The following is a 14,303-nucleotide window of genomic DNA, read 5'->3' on the forward strand; positions in this document are numbered from 1 at the left end:
GCGCGCGCCGCGCCGTTCGCCTGGCGCCTCCCACGCCCGTCGGCGGGCGCACCCGATGCGCGCCGCCCCTCGCGCGCCGCGCCCCGGCGCCAAGTTACGTAGGTTTGACGCTCTTCGCCCCGCGGGGGCGGGGGCGTACGTCTGTTGGCTATAATGGCCCGCAAGCAAGAGACACGCCCCCGAAGGAGTGATGGAACCCATGAACATGAGCTACCTCATGCTGGTCGCGGTGACCCTGGTCATCGGCCTGGGCGCCCAGTGGTACGTGAACAGCCAGCTCAAGAAGTACACCCACGTCGCCATCGGCAACGGGATGACCGGCGCCGAGTGCGCCCGGCGGATGCTGGCCTACTACGGCATCCACGACGTGCAGGTGTTCCGCGGCGGCCCGGGGCAGGACTACTTCGACCCGCGCAGCAACTCGGTGACGCTGTCGCCGGAGGCCTTCGACGGGCGCTCCATCACGGCGACGGCCACGGCCTGCCACGAGGTGGGCCACGCCTGCCAGTACGCCCAGGACTACGCCCCCATGAAGATCCGCGGCGCCATCGTGCCGGCGGTGAACCTGGCCTCCAACGCCTGGATCTTCGTCCTCATGCTCGGCATCGTCCTGGTCAGCAACAACCTCATCCTGGCGGCCATCGTCATGTACGCGGTGGTGGTGCTCTTCCAGCTGGTCACGCTGCCGGTCGAGTTCAACGCGTCGCGGCGCGCCATGGTCTACATGGGCGAGATCGGCCTGCCCGCCCAGGAGCAGTCCGGCGCCTGGAGCGTGCTGCGCGCCTGCGCCCTCACCTACGTGGCGGCGGCGCTCACCTCGGTGCTGCAGCTGCTCTGGCTGCTCAACCAGCGCCAGGACTAGGCCCGTGGCCGGCAGGGCCCCCGAGGCGCGGGGGGAGGACGCGGGCGCGCTGTCGGTGTCGGCGGCCATGGCGCTCGCGAAGGGCGCGCTCGAGGGCGTGACCGTGCGGCTGGTGGGCGAGGTGTCGGAGGTGTCGGCCAAGCCCGGCTACAAGGCCGTCTACTTCACTGTCAAGGACACAGCGGCGTCGCTGCCGTGCATGATGTGGAACAACCGCTACCAGGCCTCGGGCGTCACGCTGCGCGTGGGCGCGCTCGTGGAGCTCACGGGCCGCTTCACCCTGTACGCGGCCAAGGGCCGCATGAACTTCGACGTCTTCTCGGTGGCGCTCGCCGGCGAGGGCAACCTGCGCATGCAGGTGGCCGACCGGGCGCGCCGCCTGGCCGCCGAGGGGCTCACCGACGCGGCGCGCAAGCGGTCGGTTCCGGAGTTTCCCCAGGTCATCGGCTTGGTAACCTCGCCGCGTGGCGCGGCCGTCCACGACGTGCTGCGCACCCTGCGCCGCCGCTGGCCCGCGGCGCGGGTGGTGCTCTCCGGCGTGCCGGTGGAGGGCCCGGGCGCGCCCGCGGCCCTCGTCGAGGGCATGCAGCGGGCCGTCATGGCCGGCGCCGAGGTGGTGCTGCTCGTCCGCGGCGGCGGCAGCTTCGAGGACCTCATGCCCTTCAACGACGAGGGGCTCGCCCGGGCCATCGCCGCCATGCCCGTGCCCGTGGTGACCGGCATCGGCCACGAGCCGGACAACTCCATCGCCGACATGGTGGCCGACGTGCGCGCCTCCAACCCTACCGGCGCCGCCTCGGCGGCGAGCCCCGACGCCGCCGCGCTCGCCGCCGCGCTCGACGCGCGCGGCCGGGCCCTGGCCGACGCGGTGCGCCGCCGCCTCGAGCGCACGCGCCTCGCCCTCGACCGCATGGCCATGCGGCCGCTGTTCAGCGAGCCGGAGCGCCTCCTGGCCGCCGACGCCCAGGCCCTCGACGACCTGGCGGGGCGCCTGGCCGCGGCGCTGCCCGACGCGCTCGCCGCCGACGGCGCGCGCCTGGCCGACCTGCGCGCCGCGCTCGCCCGCTCGCTGCCGCAGCTCACGGCGCCCCAGGCCCGCCGCGCCGATGACGCGCGCGCGGCCCTCGCGCGCCTGGGCCCCGCCCTCGCCGCGCGCCCCGCCGCGCGCGCCGAGGCCCTGCGCGGGCGCCTCGCCTACCAGGGCGAGGTGTTCGGGCGCCGGTTCCGCACCGAGGTGGCGCTCGCCGCCGCCCGGCTGGACGACCTCTCGCCGCTCGCCGTGCTCGCCCGCGGCTACGCCATCGCCCGCGGCCCGGACGGCGCCGTGGTGCGCTCGGTCGCCCAGGCGTCCGCCGGCGACGCGCTCACCGTCGCCGTGGCGGACGGCGAGCTGGACTGCACCGTCCGCGCCGCCCGCAGGATAGAGACCGCCATCGAACCATGGAAGGAAGCCTAGATGAGCGATACCCCGAGACCCGTCGACGAGCTCACGTTCCGCGAGGCCATGTCCGAGCTGGAGGGCATCGTCGGCGTGCTGGAGAGCAACACCCTCGAGCTGGAGGACAGCCTCGTCAGCTACGAGCGGGGCGTGGCCCTGCTCGCGTCGCTGCAGCGCAGGCTCGACGCCGCCGAGCAGCAGGTGGACGTGCTGATGGGCGAGCTGGTGGCCGCCCCGGACGACGACGTCCAGGACACCACCCTCACCAAGGCCTAGGAGAAGGAGAGAAGCCATGCGAAGGGACGACTGCGTGTTCTGCAAGATCGCCGCGGGTGAGATCCCCGCGACGAAGGTCTACGAGGACGAGTCCGTGCTCGCCTTCGAGGATCTGAGCCCGATGATGCCGGTGCACACCCTCATCATCCCCAAGGACCACTACGACAGCATCGCCGACGGCGTGCCCGAGGACGTGCTGGGGCACGTGTTCGCCACGGTGGGCGAGGTGGCGCGTCTGAAGGGCGTCGATGAGGGCGGCTTCCGCGTGGTGGTGAACACCGGCGACGACGCCTGCCAGTCGGTCCACCACCTCCACGTCCACGTGCTCGGCGGCGGCCAGATGAACGACGGGAGCCCGGCCCTGGCCGACTAGCCCCGCCCCGCCTCGCCACGGGCGCCCCGCTTGCCGAAAGGGGGCGTCCCGCGGCGGCGCGGCGCCGGCCGCTCCCCCTAGAATTTCCCCTCGTACACTCGATTCAAAGGGGGCAGGTCGTTGAACGTACTCGTCATCAATGCAGGATCTTCGTCTCTCAAGTACCAGCTCGTGAACGTCGAGACCCAGCAGGTCCTCGCCAAGGGCATCTGCGAGCGCGTGGGCTCGGCCGAGGCCTTCCACAAGCACGGCATCGATGACAACGAGGTGGTCATCGACGCGAAGATGGCCGACCACACCGACGCCATGGCCCTCGTGCTGGAGTCGCTCACCTCCGGCCCCACCAAGGCCATCGACTCCCTCGACGAGATCGACGCCGTCGGCCACCGCATCGTGCAGGGCGGCAAGTACTTCGATCGCTCCGTCCTCATCGACGATGACGTCATCGCCAAGATCGACGAGCTGGCCGAGCTGGCCCCGCTCCACAACAAGGCCGCCCTCATGGGCATCAATGCCTGCCTCGCCGAGCTGCCGGGCAAGCCCATGGTGGCCGTGTTCGACACCTCGTTCTTCCACACCATGCCGCCGAAGGCCTACATGTACCCGCTGCCCTACGAGCTCTACGAGAAGTACGGCATCCGCAAGTATGGGGCCCACGGCACCTCGCACCGCTACATCGCCGAGCGCGCCGCCGCCTTCCTCGACGAGCCGCTCGCCGACCTCAAGCTCATCACGTGCCACCTGGGCAACGGCTGCTCGATGTCGGCCATCGACCACGGCGTGGCGGTGGACACCTCCATGGGCCTCACCCCGCTCGACGGCCTCATGATGGGCACGCGCTGCGGCGCCGTCGACCCGGCCATCGTGCCGTTCATCATGGAGCACGAGGGGCTCACCACCCAGGAGGTCAACGACCTCATGAACAAGCAGAGCGGCCTTCTGGGCATCTCCGGCATCTCCAACGACCTGCGCAGCGTGCGCGACGCCTCCGAGGCGGGCAACGAGCGCGCCCAGCTGGCCTACGACATGTACTCCAACTCCGTGAAGAAGTACATCGGCCAGTACATCGCCGTCATGGGCGGCGTGGACGCCATCGTGCTGACGGCGGGCGTGGGGGAGAACTGCGAGAAGATGCGCCGCATGATCTTCGCCGGCCTCCAGCCCCTCGGCATCGTGCTCGACCTGGAGAAGAACAAGGCCCGCGGCTTCGAGCGCGAGATATCGGCGGACTCCTCCCAGGTGCGCATCGTCGTCATCCCCACCAACGAGGAGCTCATGATCGCCCGCGACACCTTCTACATCATCCAGGAGCGCCAGACGGCCGAGGCCGCCGGCGTCGACATCCACACTGAGATGCTCTAGCTCCCGCACCGGGGGAATCAGCGAGGGGCCCGGCACGTGGCGTGCCGGGCCCTTTTTTTGGAGTAGGTGCCGCACTGGCGTGGCTCGTCACCGGGGATCCTCCTCGGCGGCGCCGCTAGCGCCCGGCAGCGGCGTTGCCGACACCGCGAGAGGCGATTCATATCCATTTCGTCGAGTTTTCCGAGGCTCGCAGCCCCTTTCGGCGGCTCTGCGAGGGCCCATGGCCGTCTTGGGAAAATCTGACCTGGGGAAACGGCGGCGTCGCTGCTGCGCGCTACTCGATATGCCTCAGAAAACTCAACGAAATGGATATGAAAGGCACTTTCTGCTGCAGCGTGACGCGGAGGGGCCCGGCACGTCATGTGCCGGGCCCCTCCGGTTCTCGGCGCGTGCCCCGCGGAGGGCGCGCGACGGCCCCTTAGGCCTCGCGGGCCTGGGCCTGGACGCAGGTGATGGCGATGACGCCCACGATGTCGGCGGCGGAGCAGCCGCGGGACAGGTCGTTCACCGGGGCGGCGATGCCCTGGGTGATGGGGCCGTAGGCCTCGGCCCTGGCCAGGCGCTGCACGAGCTTATAGCCGATGTTGCCGGCGTCGAGGTCGGGGAACACGAGCACGTTGGCGCGCCCGGCCACCGGCGAGTCCGGCGCCTTCGACGCGCCCACCTCGGGCACGATGGCGGCGTCGAGCTGCAGCTCGCCGTCGAGGGCGAGCCCCGGCGCCAGCTCGCGCGCGAGCGCCGTGGCCTCGACCACCTTGGCCGCGTCGTCGTTTCTGGCCGACCCGTGGGAGGAGTGCGACAGCAGCGCCACGGCCGGCTCGGTGCCGATGAGGGTCTGCCAGCTTCGGGCCGAGTTCACGGCGATGTGCGCCAGGCGCTCGGCGTCGGGCTGCACCTCCAGCCCGCAGTCGGAGAAGATGAACGTGCCGTCCTGGCCCAGGTCGCAGTCGGGCACCACCATGACGAAGAACGAGCTCACCAGCTTCACGCCCGGGGCGGTCTTGAGGATCTGCAGGCACGGGCGCAGCACGTCGCCGGTGGCGTGGCAGGCGCCGGCGACCATGCCGTCGGCCCGCCCGGTCTTCACCATCATGACGCCGAAGTACAGCACGTCGTCCATGAGGGCCATCGCCTGCTCGGGGGTCATCCCCTTGGCGCGGCGCAGCTCGCAGAGCTCGGCGGCCAAAGGCTCGCGCAGCTCGGAGGCCCGCGGGTCGATCACCTGGGCGCCGGCGAGGTCGTAGCCGGAGGCGGCGATGGCGTCGGCGTCGCCCAGGATGATGAGGTCGGCCACGTCGCGGGCGAGGATCTCGCTGGCGGCCTCGAGGGTGCGCGCGTCGTCGCCCTCGGGCAGCACGATGACCTTGCGGTCGGCCCGGGCGCGCTCGATCATGGATTCCAGGAACGTCATGGTCAGGTCCTTTCTCGCGGTCAGCTCGCCCCAGTGTAGCGGCCCCGGGCGCGCGGGCGGGCGCCTATTCGGCGGTTTGTATGGTTTGCCTGGGGTTTATGCCGTCCGGGCGCGCGCACCCGCTAGAATAGGTGGGGTTTTGCCCTGCAAGCGCATGACGCCCGCCGCGCGGGACGTCCACGAGAGAGGACTCGAACGCCATGGGAGTGCAGTACTCCGCCTTCAAGGACATCGACATCAACGACTTCGACGCGGTGGTCGTGGGCAGCGGCTTCGCCGGCTCCGTCACCGCCCGCCAGCTGGCCGAGCGCGCCGGCATGCGCGTGCTCATCATAGAGAAGCGCCCCCACATCGGCGGCAACATGTACGACGAGAAGGACGAGGCCGGCATCCTCGTCCACCGTTACGGCCCGCACATCTTCCACACCAACGATCAGCGCGCCTTCAACTACCTGCGCCAGTTCAGCGGCTGGCGCGCCTACCAGCACCACGTGCTGGCCGACTGGTTCGGCACCTACCTGCCCGTGCCGTTCAACAAGAACTCCATGGAGATCGCCTTCGGCGAGGAGCGGGCGGCCCACCTCAACCAGAAGCTGGTGGACACTTTCGGCGACGAGCGCAAGGTGACCATCAACGCCCTGCGCGAGCAGGACGACCCGGAGCTGGCCGAGATCGCCGACTTCGTCTACAAGAACGTCTTCCTCTTCTACACCCAGAAGCAGTGGGGCCTCACGCCGGAGGAGGTCGACCCGTCGGTCACCGCCCGCGTGCCCGTGTTCATCTCCCGCGACGACCGCTACTTCCAGGACGCCTACCAGGGCATGCCGATGGAGGGCTACACGGCGCTGTTCGAGAACATGCTCGACTTCCCGGGCATCGAGGTGTGCCTGAACACCGAGGCCGAGTCGGTCTTCGAGCTGGAGTTCGCCGACGACGCCGAGGACGCGCCCCTCACGGCCATCAAGCTGCACGGGGTGCCCTTCGAGGGCCCCATCGTCTACACCGGCCCGCTCGACGAGCTGTTCCTGGCCCGCTTCGGCCGCCTGCCCTACCGCAGCCTCGACTTCGTCTACGAGACCTACGACGAGGAGTACAAGCTGCCCTGCGGCACCGTCAACTTCACGGTGACCGAGGACTACACCCGCATCACGGAGTTCAAGCACCTGACCGGCCAGAAGTCCGACAAGACCACCATCATGAAGGAGTACTCGCGGGCCTACGAGAACCCCGAGGAGCAGATCCCCTACTACGCCATCATCAACCCGGCCAACCACGCGCACTACGAGCGCTACCGCAAGCTGACCGAGGCGCTGCCCAACTTCCACCCGCTGGGGCGTTTGGCCGAGTACCGCTACTACAACATGGACAACATCGTGGGCCTGGCCCTCGACCTGTCCGACAAGCTGATCGCCGAGGCGACGGCCGCCGAGGGAGCGGAGTAGGGCCCCATGAAGACCGTCAGCTTCGCCGTCCCCTGCTACAACTCGGCCGACTACATGGACAAGTGCATCGCCTCGCTCGTCGCCCTCGGCGACGACATCGAGGTGATCATCGTCGACGACGGCTCGACCAAGGACGACACCCCCGCCAAGGCCGACGAGTGGGCCGCGCGCCATCCCGGCATCGTGCGGGCCGTCCACCAGGAGAACGGCGGCCACGGCGCCGCCGTGAACGCGGGCCTGGCCGCCGCGGCGGGCCGCTACTTCAAGGTGGTCGACTCCGACGACTGGCTCGACGAGCGCGCCATGGAGCCCATCATGCGCTACCTGCGCCGCCAGGCCGAGCTCAAGGAGCCCACCGACCTGGTCATCGCCAACTACGTCTACGAGAAGGTGCACGAGGGCGCGCGCACCGTCATGCACTACAAGAGCGTCTTCCCCGAGGGCCGCGAGTTCGGCTGGGCCGACGTGGGGCGCTTCGGGCCGAGCCAGTACCTGCTCATGCACTCGGTCATCTACCGCACCGAGCTTCTGCGCGACATGGGGCTCGAGCTGCCTCGCCACTGCTTCTACGTCGACAACATCTTCGTCTACGAGCCGCTGCCGCACGTGCGCACCATGCGCTACTTCGACGAGGACATGTACCGCTACTTCATCGGCCGCGAGGACCAGTCGGTCAACGAGTCGGTGATGATGGGCCGCATCGACCAGCACTTGCGCGTGACGCGCCAGATGATCGACTCGGTGGACGTGATGGCGGTCGAGGAGCGCCACCTGCGCCACTACCTGCGCAACTACCTGTCCATGATGATGTGCATCTGCTCGGTGTTCCTGCGCATGCGCAACACCCCCGAGGACGAGGAGAAGCTGGCCGGCATCTGGGCCTACCTGAAGGCCGCCGACCCGGCGCTCTACTCGCGGGTGCGCGCCAACGCCCTCAACGTGGGGACGAACCTGCCCACCGAGCTGGGCCGCCGCGTGGGCCTGGGCGGCTACCACCTGGCCCAGAAGCTCTTCAAGTTCAACTAGGCGCCTCCTGGCATGCGAGGGCCCCGGTCGTTGGCCGGGGCCCTCGTGCGTTGCGGGGGGGGCGGGGCCTGCGCGTGTGCCGGCGGGGCGCCGGCTCACGGTCGCTCGATCCCCGAACCTCGCTTTTTCAGCCTTATCCTGCAAATTCGTTCGGTTATGCACTTCGAGATGCGACGGAGCGGCGCCTTATCGGCTTGAGAAGGCGCTCCGGGGAGGCTTATTGCGGGAAAAGGGCGCCTTGCTCGGCAAGGGAGAGTGCATAACCGAACGAATTTGCAAATGGGGGCGCGAAAAGCATGGCGCCGACGACGGCGCGCCGGACGGCGGGGCGCGTCGGGGGGGCGTGGCGCCGGCGCGCCGGGCGGCGGGGGGCCGACGGCGCGTGCGTGCCGGTGGGGCGCTTGGCGAGGAGGATATGCCGGGGGGTGTGGCGTCGGGGCGCCTGGCGGAGTGCGTCGGGGGGGCGTGGCGCCGGCGCGCCGGGCGGCGGGCCGGCGGCGCGTGCAGGTCGTCGTCAGGCGCCTAGCGGGGGCGGCGGTTGAGGGCGTGGAGGCGCACGAGGCCACGCAGGCCGAGGGAGGCGTCGGCCGTGGCCTCGTGGCGCAGCAGCCCGGCGATGAGCGCGGCGCCCTCGCCGGACACGACGAGCGGCGCGCCCTTGCCCAGCTCGCCCTCGATCAGGTCGGCGAGCCCGTCGAGGCGCGCCACCTCGCCCCAGACGATGCCCGCGCGCATGGCCTCCTCGGTGGAGCGGCCGATGAGCGCGTCGGGGGCGCGCAGCTCCACCTCGGGCAGGCGCGCGGCGCGGACGGCGAGCCCCCGGGCGCCGAGCCCCACGCCCGGCAGGATGAGGCCGCCGGCGAAGGCGCCCTCGCCGTCGATGACCTCGACGGTGGTGGCGGTGCCCAGGTCCACGACGATGAGGGGGAACCCGTAGTCAGCCCGGGCGGCCACCACGTCGGCGATGCGGTCGGCGCCCACCTCGCCGGGATCCTTGTAGGCCATGCGCAGGCCCGTCTTGACGCCGGGGCCCACCACGAGGGGGCGCCGACCGCAGAGGCGCCGCGCCGCGCCGGCCCAGACGGGGGTGAGGGCGGGCACCACCGAGGCGAGCGCGGCGTCGTCGGGCCGCCCGCCGCCCGCCTCCGCGGGCTCCTCCGCACCGCCCGCACCCTCCGGCGTCGCGGGTGCCTGGGCCAGGCCCGCCTCCGCGGCGCGCAGGAACCCCTCGAGGGCCAGCAGCGCCTCGTCCTCGGTGGCGGCGGGGTTGGCGGCCACCTCCCAGCACGCGGTGAGCGCGCCGTCGCGGGCGAGCCCCATCCGCACGACGGCGTTGCCGATGTCTGCCACGAGGAGGGTGTGGGCCATGGTGTCCGTCCTTTCCGCCCGATGCGCGCCCACAGGGCGCCTTCCCGCCTGATTTTCGCACATCTTCGCCCCGCGGGCGCCCACATGCGGCCCGGGCGCCCTATAATGGTGGCCGTCCTGAGGTAACCCGACTCCCCGAACCCGAGGGGGAGCGGATATACGGAACGGAGAAAACCTATGAGCGACCTCAAGGGTCAGCTGACCCTGCGGGGCGTCGTCGTCGGCTGCGTCGGCTGCGTCGTCATCACCGCGTCTTCCGTCTACACGGCCCTGCGCATGGGCGCGCTGCCGTGGCCCATCATCTTCGCGGCCATCGTGTCGCTGTTCTTCCTGCGGGCCGTGAGCCGCGGCAGGTCCACCTTGAACGAGGCGAACGTCACCCACACCGTCATGTCGTCGGGCGCCATGGTGGCGGGCGGCCTGGCCTTCACCATCCCCGGCGCGTGGATGCTGGGGCTCGCCGACGAGATATCCGCCCTCGATTTGGCCGTCATCGCCGTGGGCGGGGTGGTGCTGGGGCTCGTCGGCTCGGTGCTGCTGCGCCGCCACTTCATCGAGGAGGAGGGGCTCGAGTACCCCATCGGCCAGGCGGCCGCCCAGACGCTCAAGGCGGGGGACGCCGGCGGCGCCACGGGGCGGCGGCTGTTCGGCGCCATGGGCGCGGCCGGCCTCTACGCGCTTCTGCGCGACGGGCTGGGCGTCATCCCGTCCATGCTGGCGGCGCTGCCCGTGCCGGGCGTGGCCTTCGGCATCTACAACTCGCCGCTGTCGCTGGCGGTGGGCTTCCTGGTGGGCACGGGCGCGGTCCTGGTGTGGTTCGCCGGCGCGCTCATCGCCAACTTCGGCATCATCGTCGGCGCGCCGGCGCTGGGGCTGTGCGACGTGGCCACGGCCCAGGCGGTCGTGTCCAGCCTGGGCATGGGGCTCATGATGGGCTGCGGCGTGGCCGTCATCGCCCGTGACATCCTGCCCCGCGGCCTCGCCGGCGCCCGCCGCGCCTGGGCCGCCCGGCGCGACGCGGCCGGCGTGGTGGGCCTGACGGCGGCGAGCGCGGCGTCCGCCCGCCCGGCGCCCGGGCACGCTCGCCGCCGCTCCGCCGGCGTGGCGGCGCTCGCGGTGGCCGCCGTGGCGCTCGCGGCGGCCACGGTGCTGGGCCTGCCGCCGGCCGTGGCCGCGGCCGTGGTGCTGCTCGCCTTCGTGGCGGCGGCCATGGCGGCCCAGTCGGTGGGGCAGACCGGCATCGACCCGCTCGAGATATTCGGCCTCATCGTGATGCTCCTGATAGCCGCCTTCGCCGACGTGGCGCCGGCGCGGCTGTTCTTCATCGCGGCGCTCGTGGCCGTGGCGGCGGGGCTCGCCGGCGACGTGATGAACGACTTCAAGGCCGGGCACGTCCTGGGCACGAGCCCGCGCGCCCAGTGGGTGGGCCAGGCCATCGGCGGCGTGGTGGGCGCTCTCGTGGCCGTGGCGGCCCTGGAGGCGCTGCTGGCCGGCTACGGCCCCGACGCCTTCGGGCCCGGACGCGACTTCGTGGCCGCCCAGGCCTCGGTGGTGGCCACCATGGTGGGCGGCATCCCGCACGTGCCCGCCTTCGCCGTGGGGCTCGCCGCCGGGTTCGCGCTGTATCTGGCGGGGTTCCCCGCCATGATGCTCGGGCTCGGCGTGTACCTGCCCTTCTACCTGTCGTTCACGGGCTTCCTCGGGGCCATGGCCAAGGTGGCGTGGGGGCGCGTGGGCGCGTGGCGCCGGCGCGGGATGGCGCCGGAGGAGCGCGCGGCGGCCGAGGCGGCCGACGAGGAGCGCGGCCTCATCGTGGCCTCGGGCCTCATGGGCGGCGAGTCCATCATGGGCATCGTGCTGGCGATGATCGTGGCCGGCGGGGCGCTTCTGTCCTAGGCGCCGCGCCGCGGCTGCCCGCAGGCGCCCCGCCCGGCGGGGGAGGGCGGCGGCCCGGCGGGGAGGCACTGGATCGGCGGAGGAGGGTGGCGGCCCCCCGGCCGCGGGCGCCCGTCCGCGCCGGGCCGCCCGCCGGCGCCGCGGGACGCCCCGCCCGTCGCGCTACTTGTAGTCGGCGGGGTTCTTCGTGGACGAGCCGGTGGTGTTCGTCTCGTTGCGCAGCTCGTGGCCGAAGCGCACGGCCGATTCGCCGAAGCGGTCCTTGAGCGCGTCGGTGGCGGCCAAGAGGCCCCGGCGGCGGCCCTCGTCGCGCAGGGCGGGCCGCCCGTCGCGGGCGCGGCCCGCCGGCGGCCCGCCGCCGAGCTCCTCGTCGGAGAAGAGCGCCTCCTGCACCGCGTCCTCGGGCTTGAACCCGGCCATGCCCACGCCGAGCAGGCGCACCTTGATGCCGGGGCTCCACACGTCGTCGAGCATCTCGTAGAGCACGGGCGTGTAGGCCAGCTCGTCGTCGGTGGGCCGGTCCAGCCGCCGCTGGACGGAGCGGGTGGTGCGGTCGTCGTAGCGGATGCGGACGGACAGCGTCCGCCCGGCGAGCCCCTTGCGCCGCAGCCGGCGCCCCACCTTGGCCCCCATGGTGGCCAGCGCCGCCTCGATGTCGGCGCGCTCGGTGAGGTCGCGGGCGAAGGTCATCTCGTTGGACACCGACTTCACCTCGTCGTCCACCTCCACGGGCGACTCGTCGGCGCCGGCGGCCCGGGCGCGCATCATGGGCCCGTTCTTGCCGAACACGCGGCGCAAGAGCCCCTCGTCGGCGGCGGCCATCTCGCCTAAGGTGCGCACGCCGCGGGCCGTGAGGGCCGCCTCGGCCGCCGGCCCCACGCCGCTCAAGGTGCGCACGGGCAGAGGGCCCAGGAACGCCGCCTCGCCGCCGGGGTAGCACACGGTCAGCCCGCGCGGCTTGTCCATGTCCGAGGCGATCTTGGCCACCGACTTGGTGGTGCCCACGCCGATGGAGCAGGTGACGCCGAGCTCCTCGACGCGCCCCTGGATGCGCTGGGCGATCGCCACGGGGTGCTCGGCGTTCACGCGGGTGGGGGACACGTCCATGAAGGCCTCGTCGATGGACACCTGCTGGACGTGGGGCGTCTCGTCGCGCAGGATGGCCATGATGGCGCGCGACACCTGCCGGTAGCGGTCGTGGCTCCCGCCCGTCCAGATGGCGTCGGGGCACAGGCGACGGGCCATCGACGCGGGCATGGCGCTGCGCACGCCGAAGGCGCGCGCCTCGTAGGAGCAGGTGGACACCACGCCGTGCTTGTCGGCGTCGCCGCCCACGATGACGGGCTTGCCGCGCCAGCCGGGGTGGTCGAGCTGCTCGACCGACGCGAAGAAGGCGTCGAGGTCCACCAGCAGGATGGCCGGCCCCTCCCAGGGGGCCAGCAGGGCGTCGAGGCCGGGTATGTCAGCGCGCTCGTCCATGGGGGACATGGTACGCCATCGCCGCCCGGTTGGGAACAGACGTTCCGGGTGATTTTCGAGGGCCTGCGGGCGCGGTGCGGGGGATCACGGCGTGCGGGACCCGGCACGAAAGAGGCCCCCCGCGGAGCGAGGGGCCTGGGGCTTGCGAGGGGGGCTAGCGGTGGTCGGCGAGGAAGAACAGGGCCATGGTGCCGGGGCCGGAGTGCGCGCCGATGACCGGGTCGACGTAGTTGATGACCACGTCGCGCACGCCGAAGCGCTCCCGCACCATGGCGGCCACGTACTCGGCGTCCTCCCGGCAGTCGCCGTGGGTGATGAACACCGTCTGCTCGGAGACGGGCTGGATGGCCGTGGCCTCCATGTGGTCGACGAGCGCCTTGAGTGACTTCTTGCGGCCGCGCACCTTCTCGAGCGGGATGAGGTGTCCCTCGTCGTCGACGTGCATGACCGGCTTGATGTTGAGCAGCGTCCCGGCCCAGGCGCTCGTCTTGGACACGCGCCCGCCGCGGAACAGGAACATGAGGTCGTCCACCGTGAACCAGTGGGCCAGGTTGAGCTTGTGGTCCTCGAGCCAGCGGTGCACCTCCTCGATGGGGGCGCCGTCGCGGGCCATGCGCGCCGCGTACCACACCAGAAGGCCCTCGCCGCCCGAGGCGGCCAGGGTGTCGACGGTCAGCACCGTGCGCTCCGGGAACTCCTGGGCGAGCTGGCCCAGCAGCAGGTCGATCTCCTGGTAGGTGCCCGACAGCCCGCTCGAGAAGCCGATGTAGAGGATGTCGCGCCCGTCGGCGAGCAGCCCGCGCAGCAGGGCCTCGGAGTCGGCCATGCTCGGCAGCGACGTGGTGAAGACCTTCCCCTCGCGCATCATGGCGTAGAACTGGGACAGGTCGGTGTGCTCGCCCTTCAGGTAGCTGTGGTACTGCTCGCCGTCGGCCATGAACGACAGGGGGAGTATGTGCAGGCCGAACTCGTCGATCATGTCCTCGACGAGGTTCGAGCTGGAGTCGGTGACGATCTCGAATGCCATGGGGCGAATCTCCTCTCGCGCAGGGCGCGCGACCCCGCGGTGCCTGGCGCGTCCTAGTTTCTCCGAGGGGCCATTCTACCCCAACGATGCCCGGGGCGGGTGACGGATGATCCACATTCACCCCCTCGGGTGTGGCGTAAGGGGCCCGGCCCGCCGGGAGGGGTGGTGGGCCGGGCCGGCCCCTCGGGGACGCTCCCCGCCGGATGCCGGCCCCGCGCGGCCGGCATCCGGCGCCTCGTGGCCGCGCCTGCGGCCGGCCGCGGTTTTTCCGCGCAGGGGGCGCCCGCGCCGTGGCGGGCGCGGCGCCGTTCGCCTATACTGTTCGGGTTTGAGACCCCCGGGG

12 protein-coding genes are annotated in these 14,303 nt (G+C 71.8%); 8 read left to right on the forward strand and 4 right to left on the reverse strand.

Features of this window, described 5'->3' with window-relative positions; all coding sequences use genetic code 11:
• Positions 1-190 precede the first annotated feature (190 nt).
• From LPT13_RS05880 to LPT13_RS05900, 5 genes are all read left to right on the forward strand, one after another.
• A complete protein-coding gene (locus LPT13_RS05880; RefSeq protein WP_242164547.1) occupies positions 191-862 on the forward strand; it encodes a zinc metallopeptidase in 672 nt (223 codons plus the stop codon).
• A gap of 4 nt (positions 863-866) precedes the next feature.
• Entirely contained in the window at positions 867-2,318 is a 1,452-nt protein-coding gene (gene xseA / locus LPT13_RS05885; protein WP_242164549.1) for an exodeoxyribonuclease VII large subunit, read from the forward strand.
• Positions 2,319-2,576 carry an exodeoxyribonuclease VII small subunit gene (gene xseB / locus LPT13_RS05890; RefSeq protein ID WP_242164551.1) on the forward strand — a complete coding sequence of 86 codons (258 nt, stop codon included), beginning with the start codon at positions 2,319-2,321 and terminating at the stop codon, positions 2,574-2,576.
• Positions 2,577-2,592: 16 nt separating this feature from the next.
• Positions 2,593-2,949: a histidine triad nucleotide-binding protein gene (locus LPT13_RS05895; RefSeq protein ID WP_242164553.1), complete on the forward strand. Its 357-nt coding sequence runs from the start codon at positions 2,593-2,595 to the stop codon at positions 2,947-2,949.
• Positions 2,950-3,069: 120 nt separating this feature from the next.
• Positions 3,070-4,311 carry an acetate/propionate family kinase gene (locus tag LPT13_RS05900; RefSeq protein WP_242164555.1) on the forward strand — a complete coding sequence of 414 codons (1,242 nt, stop codon included), beginning with the start codon at positions 3,070-3,072 and terminating at the stop codon, positions 4,309-4,311.
• Between the two features lie 418 nt (positions 4,312-4,729).
• On the opposite strand, the gene pta is transcribed toward LPT13_RS05900, so the two are convergent.
• On the reverse strand, positions 4,730-5,722 hold the full coding sequence (gene pta, locus LPT13_RS05905; protein ID WP_242164557.1) for a phosphate acetyltransferase: 993 nt from the start codon (positions 5,720-5,722) through the stop codon (positions 4,730-4,732).
• Between the two features lie 200 nt (positions 5,723-5,922).
• Between pta and glf the strand changes: the two genes are divergently transcribed.
• Together glf and LPT13_RS05915 are read left to right on the forward strand one after the other, a co-directional pair.
• Positions 5,923-7,164, forward strand: coding sequence for a UDP-galactopyranose mutase (gene glf / locus LPT13_RS05910; RefSeq protein WP_242164560.1), 1,242 nt, complete (start codon positions 5,923-5,925; stop codon positions 7,162-7,164).
• 6 nt (positions 7,165-7,170) lie between these two features.
• Positions 7,171-8,190 (forward strand): glycosyltransferase family 2 protein, encoded by a 1,020-nt coding sequence (locus LPT13_RS05915; protein WP_242164562.1) that lies wholly within the window; start codon positions 7,171-7,173, stop codon positions 8,188-8,190.
• Positions 8,191-8,712: 522 nt separating this feature from the next.
• Here the strand turns inward: LPT13_RS05915 and LPT13_RS05920 are convergent.
• Positions 8,713-9,558 carry a type III pantothenate kinase gene (locus LPT13_RS05920; RefSeq protein WP_242164564.1) on the reverse strand — a complete coding sequence of 282 codons (846 nt, stop codon included), beginning with the start codon at positions 9,556-9,558 and terminating at the stop codon, positions 8,713-8,715.
• A gap of 177 nt (positions 9,559-9,735) precedes the next feature.
• On the opposite strand from LPT13_RS05920, the gene LPT13_RS05925 reads away from it, so the two are divergent.
• A complete protein-coding gene (locus LPT13_RS05925) occupies positions 9,736-11,454 on the forward strand; it encodes an OPT/YSL family transporter (protein WP_242164566.1) in 1,719 nt (572 codons plus the stop codon).
• A gap of 162 nt (positions 11,455-11,616) precedes the next feature.
• On the opposite strand, the gene dinB is transcribed toward LPT13_RS05925, so the two are convergent.
• Entirely contained in the window at positions 11,617-12,942 is a 1,326-nt protein-coding gene (dinB, locus tag LPT13_RS05930) for a DNA polymerase IV (protein WP_347264009.1), read from the reverse strand.
• A 145-nt stretch (positions 12,943-13,087) separates the two neighbouring features.
• Positions 13,088-13,960 carry a DegV family protein gene (locus LPT13_RS05935; protein WP_242164569.1) on the reverse strand — a complete coding sequence of 291 codons (873 nt, stop codon included), beginning with the start codon at positions 13,958-13,960 and terminating at the stop codon, positions 13,088-13,090.
• Positions 13,961-14,303 lie beyond the last annotated feature (343 nt).

Origin of the sequence: Adlercreutzia faecimuris (assembly GCF_022669055.1) — a bacterium.
Classification (GTDB): Bacteria; Actinomycetota; Coriobacteriia; order Coriobacteriales; family Eggerthellaceae; genus Enterorhabdus; species Enterorhabdus faecimuris.

What these genes read in the sequence shown, in the direction of transcription:
- LPT13_RS05880 (WP_242164547.1), top strand. Translation starts at nt 191, where the DNA reads ATGGAACCCATGAACATGAGCTACCTCATGCTGGTCGCGGTGACCCTG.
- xseB (WP_242164551.1), top strand. Translation starts at nt 2,319, where the DNA reads ATGAGCGATACCCCGAGACCCGTCGACGAGCTCACGTTCCGCGAGGCC.
- LPT13_RS05895 (WP_242164553.1), top strand. Translation starts at nt 2,593, where the DNA reads ATGCGAAGGGACGACTGCGTGTTCTGCAAGATCGCCGCGGGTGAGATC.
- pta (WP_242164557.1), bottom strand. Translation starts at nt 5,722, where the DNA reads ATGACGTTCCTGGAATCCATGATCGAGCGCGCCCGGGCCGACCGCAAG.
- glf (WP_242164560.1), top strand. Translation starts at nt 5,923, where the DNA reads ATGGGAGTGCAGTACTCCGCCTTCAAGGACATCGACATCAACGACTTC.
- LPT13_RS05915 (WP_242164562.1), top strand. Translation starts at nt 7,171, where the DNA reads ATGAAGACCGTCAGCTTCGCCGTCCCCTGCTACAACTCGGCCGACTAC.
- LPT13_RS05920 (WP_242164564.1), bottom strand. Translation starts at nt 9,558, where the DNA reads ATGGCCCACACCCTCCTCGTGGCAGACATCGGCAACGCCGTCGTGCGG.
- LPT13_RS05925 (WP_242164566.1), top strand. Translation starts at nt 9,736, where the DNA reads ATGAGCGACCTCAAGGGTCAGCTGACCCTGCGGGGCGTCGTCGTCGGC.
- dinB (WP_347264009.1), bottom strand. Translation starts at nt 12,942, where the DNA reads ATGTCCCCCATGGACGAGCGCGCTGACATACCCGGCCTCGACGCCCTG.
- LPT13_RS05935 (WP_242164569.1), bottom strand. Translation starts at nt 13,960, where the DNA reads ATGGCATTCGAGATCGTCACCGACTCCAGCTCGAACCTCGTCGAGGAC.